Annotated in this window: 3 protein-coding genes; all 3 read left to right on the forward strand. The window is 30.8% G+C overall.

Features of this window, described 5'->3' with window-relative positions; translation table 11 throughout:
- The first annotated feature begins 571 nt into the window (after positions 1-571).
- The 3 genes from HKP59_RS11525 to HKP59_RS11535 are packed head-to-tail and all read left to right on the forward strand — an operon-like array spanning position 572 to position 4360.
- Positions 572-1681 carry an aminotransferase class I/II-fold pyridoxal phosphate-dependent enzyme gene (locus tag HKP59_RS11525; protein ID WP_291807024.1) on the forward strand — a complete coding sequence of 370 codons (1110 nt, stop codon included), beginning with the start codon at positions 572-574 and terminating at the stop codon, positions 1679-1681.
- Between the two features lies 1 nt (position 1682).
- On the forward strand, positions 1683-3569 hold the full coding sequence (locus HKP59_RS11530) for a nucleoside-diphosphate sugar epimerase/dehydratase (RefSeq protein ID WP_291807025.1): 1887 nt from the start codon (positions 1683-1685) through the stop codon (positions 3567-3569).
- 35 nt (positions 3570-3604) lie between these two features.
- Complete coding sequence (locus HKP59_RS11535; RefSeq protein ID WP_291807027.1) at positions 3605-4360, forward strand: polysaccharide biosynthesis/export family protein; 756 nt, start codon at positions 3605-3607, stop codon at positions 4358-4360.
- The last annotated feature ends 137 nt before the right edge of the window (positions 4361-4497 follow it).

The following is a 4497-nucleotide window of genomic DNA, read 5'->3' on the forward strand; positions in this document are numbered from 1 at the left end:
ATAAACAACGCTTCTTTAAGCGTACCCTTTTTTAAAAGTTCTAAAGTTGCCGCTTTGGAACTTTTTCGTTTTTATATGAACTAAATTGATAACATAAGGCTCATACAAAATGACTGATGTAAAACTAAGTATTATTTAAGTACTTAAAAATGCTACTTTTTAACATTTAATGCTGTTTTATTAACATTTTTAAAGCACTATACTACAGATGTTTAATAATAACAATATGTTTCAAGGCCCAGTAAATATTGATTTTTTTTTAAATTCTATATTGCTATTTATAAAATATTAGAACGTCATTTTTTTTAAAACTTATGTTGAATTGTTGTGTTTTTTAGTTGTGAGGATTAAATTAAAATAGGACACTCCGTTTTGGTTTATGTTTTAAATGTGAACCTACTAGTTACAGCATCTTAAAACTTGTTATTTTATCCAGCCCTCATTTTTTAGTCCTAAAATTTCTGTTTACTTATCACTACTCATTTAAATAACTTTTCCATAACTTAGGTTCTTTTACTTATAAAAACTAAAAAAATGACTAAATTTGTTCTAATCCTTGAAGACCCCATGAATGAAGAATAAAATATGGCTTTCCTCTCCACATATGGGAGGAAATGAAAATACATATATACAAGAAGCTTTCAATACGAATTGGATTGCCCCATTAGGTCCTAATGTAAATGCATTTGAAGATGCTTTGCAACACTATGTAGGCGGTAAAAAGGAAATAGCAGCATTAAGTTCAGGTACTTCAGCTATACATTTAGCCTTAATTTTACTCGGTGTAACGAAAGGGGATGAGGTTATTTGTCAGAGTTTTACGTTTGCAGCTACAGTAAATCCAATTGTATATCAAGGAGCGACACCTATTTTTGTAGATAGTGAATTAGAAACGTGGAATCTATGTCCTGAGCAATTAGAACTAGCTATTGAAGATCGTATTAAAAATGGCAAAAAGCCAAAGGCAATTATTGCAGTGCATTTGTATGGAATGCCATACCAAGTAAATAAAATTAAAGAATTGAGTGTTCGATATAATATACCTATAATTGAAGATGCCGCCAGTGCTTTAGGAAGCGAAGTCAATGGTCAAAAATGTGGAACTTTTGGAGATTTTGGTATTTTATCGTTCAATGGAAATAAAATAATTACAACCTCTGGAGGAGGCGCATTAATTTGTGAAAATCTAAAGTGTAAAGAAGACGCTATTTTTTTAGCAACCCAAGCACGAGATAAAGCACCTCATTACGAACATTCTGCAATAGGCTATAATTATAGAATGAGTAATGTACTGGCAGGAATTGGTAGGGGACAAATGGAGGTAGTCCAGGAACGAGTGAAATCAAGAAGAAATAATTACTTGTATTATTATAAAGCACTTAAACATAAATATGAATTTTTACAAGAGCCAGAAGGCTATTTTTCTAATAGATGGTTAACTTGTATTATCACTGATTCTTATGCAACTAGGGAAAAAATTAGATTAGCTTTGCAAGAGCAAAATATTGAATCTAGGCCTTTATGGAAACCTATGCACCTGCAGCCAATATTTCAAAAATACCCACGTTATATAAATGGAATTTCTGAAAATTTGTTTGATAAAGGATTGTGCTTACCTAGTGGGTCAAATAATACAGAAAAGGAATTAAACAGGATTATAGAAATTCTAAAACACTGTTAGTATGATTCTAAGGTTATTTAAAAAAATTGCAAGAAGAAACATTCCACGCTGGATTGTGTTATTGATTGATATTTATATTGTTATAAATACTTTTGTGCTATCCTATTTGATTCGTTTTAATTTCAGTTTTACTTTTGATACGTCAAAGTTACTTCTCCAAATACCTTTAGTGATTGTTGCGGCGCTAATTGCATTTGTATTGGTGGGTTCCTATAAAGGAATTATTAGGCATACTGGATTTAAAGATTCGATGAACGTTTCCATTGCTAGCTTTATAATACTTGCATTGTTAGGAGGTGTAGTTATAGTAAATAAGTATGCATCCATTCAATCAAATTTTACAATTCCTAGATCTATCTTAGTCATTCACTTTTTATTAAATGTACTTGTTTTAATTTTTAGTCGCTATTTATTTAAAGAAGTGTACTATTATGTGATGTCGGGTTTTGAAGTTCATAAAAAAGTGATAATTTATGGTGCAGGTGAGGCAGGTATGCTAGTATATTCGCTATTAACGAATGATAAAAAAATCAATTCAAATGTGATTGCATTTATTGATGATGATAAGCGTAAAGCAAGGAAAAAAATGAATGGAATACTTGTTTATGATGCTGCTCAAATTGATGAAGATTTCATTTTAGATAAGCAAGTTGATGAAATAATTATTTCTATTCAAAATATACGTCCTTCTAGGTTACTTGAAATAGTTGACAGGCTATCTAAGTTACCTTCAAAAGTAAAAATTGTACCTCCTGTTCAATCTTGGATGGATGGAAATTTAAATCCAAAACAAATTCAGGCTGTAAAAATTGAAGATTTATTAGGAAGGCAACCTATTTCATTGAACAATCCAACGCTTCAAAAAGAATTTGAGAACAAAGTGATCTTGGTGACTGGTGCAGCTGGTTCTATTGGAAGTGAAATAATACGTCAGATTTCAACATTTAATGTTAAAAATTTAATATTGGTAGATCAGGCAGAATCTGATTTATACAACTTACAACAATCTTTTATACATAAACAGGTTGGTAATATTACTGCTATTGTTGCAGACATTCGAAATGCAACTAGAATGGAGGGATTGATAAAAGAGTATCAACCTGCTATTATTTTTCATGCGGCAGCATATAAGCATGTACCTTTTATGGAAGACAATCCGAGTGAAGCGTTAAATACCAATGTAGTAGGAACAAAAATATTAGTTGATTTGGCACTACAATATCAAGTAGAAAAATTTGTTTTTATTTCAACAGATAAAGCGGTAAACCCAACTAATATTATGGGGGCTTCCAAACGAGTTGCTGAAATGTATATCAATTTTAATAACGATAAAGGAAGTACTAAATTTATCACAACAAGGTTTGGAAATGTGCTAGGTTCTAATGGTTCTGTAATTCCATTATTTCAATCTCAAATAAAAAGAGGAGGTCCAATTACCGTAACTCATAAAGATATTACTCGTTATTTTATGACGATTCCTGAAGCTTGCCAATTGGTTTTAGAGGCTGGTTGTATGGGAAAAGGAGGGGAAATTTTTGTTTTTGATATGGGCGATTCAATTAAAATATTTGATTTAGCATTGAACATGATTCGATTATCGGGTTTTAATTTCCCAGCAGATATTGATATTAAAATAATAGGGTTACGGCCTGGCGAAAAAATTTATGAAGAATTATTATGTGATGGGGAAAATACCCAAACAACATATCACGATAAAATTATGATTGCCAAAGTAAAAAAGATGGATTTTGAAAAAACGAATCATAAAATTGAAGAGTTATGTGCGCTTCATGAAACTTTAAATTTTGAAGATATAGTGTTAAGAATGAAAAAAATAGTGCCAGAGTTTATCTCTAATAATTCAAAGTATGAGGTGTTAGATAATTAACTAGGAATTATTAAATATATTTGTAAAAAAGAAATATGAAAAATCACCAAATACATACCCTATTAATCTGCTTATTTGGATTTGTTTTAACCACATCGTGCGTTTCTAAAAAAGATATGGTGTATTTTCAAAATGAAGAAGCTATTCAAAATGAAATATTGAGAAACTATGCTCCTAAAATTCAAATGGATGATATAATTTCAATTTTTGTGAGTGCACAAGATACTGAAGCGGCCGCTCCTTTTAACTTATTTCGAGGAGGAAGTCAAGTCAATGCAATTAATCCAATTACATACCTTGTTGATACGAATGGAGAGATTTCCTTTCCAATATTGGGGCAATTAAAAGTTTTAGATTTAACAACCAATGAACTTAGAACGTATTTAAAAGGTAAATTAGAAAGTTACTTAAAAGATCCTGTAGTAACAATACGTCTCGAGAATTTTAGAGTTTCTGTGTTAGGAGAAGTAAAAACTCCTGGAGCATTTAATGTGGTAAGCGAACGTATTTCAATACCTGAAGCTATTGCTTTAGCAGGAGATTTAACAATTCAAGGAAAACGAAAAAACGTGCTATTAATTAGAAATATTAATGGAGCTATTGAAAAAATTAGATTAGACTTAACAAATGAGTCTTTATTTGCTTCACCTTACTATTATTTAGCTCAAAATGATATTTTGTATATAGAACCAAACAAAGCAAAAGTAAATTCAGCAGCTATAGGAACCACGTCATCATTAATTTCAATAGCAACTGCTGTGCTGTCTTTAGTGTTAATCTTAACACGTTAAAACATATAGTATGCAACAAGAAAATCAATTAAACCCAATTCACTTCAACGAGAATTCGATCAATTTAAGAGAAGAGCTCGAAAAGTATATGTTTTATTGGAAGTGGTTAGTAGTAAGTGCTGTTGCCTGTGTTGTTG

Source organism: Lutibacter sp. (assembly GCF_013041805.1).
GTDB lineage: Bacteria > Bacteroidota > Bacteroidia > Flavobacteriales > Flavobacteriaceae > Lutibacter.

Coding starts and splice junctions, on each gene's coding strand:
- HKP59_RS11530 (WP_291807025.1), top strand. CDS start 1,683: ATGATTCTAAGGTTATTTAAAAAAATTGCAAGAAGAAACATTCCACGC.
- HKP59_RS11525 (WP_291807024.1), top strand. CDS start 572: ATGAAGAATAAAATATGGCTTTCCTCTCCACATATGGGAGGAAATGAA.
- HKP59_RS11535 (WP_291807027.1), top strand. CDS start 3,605: ATGAAAAATCACCAAATACATACCCTATTAATCTGCTTATTTGGATTT.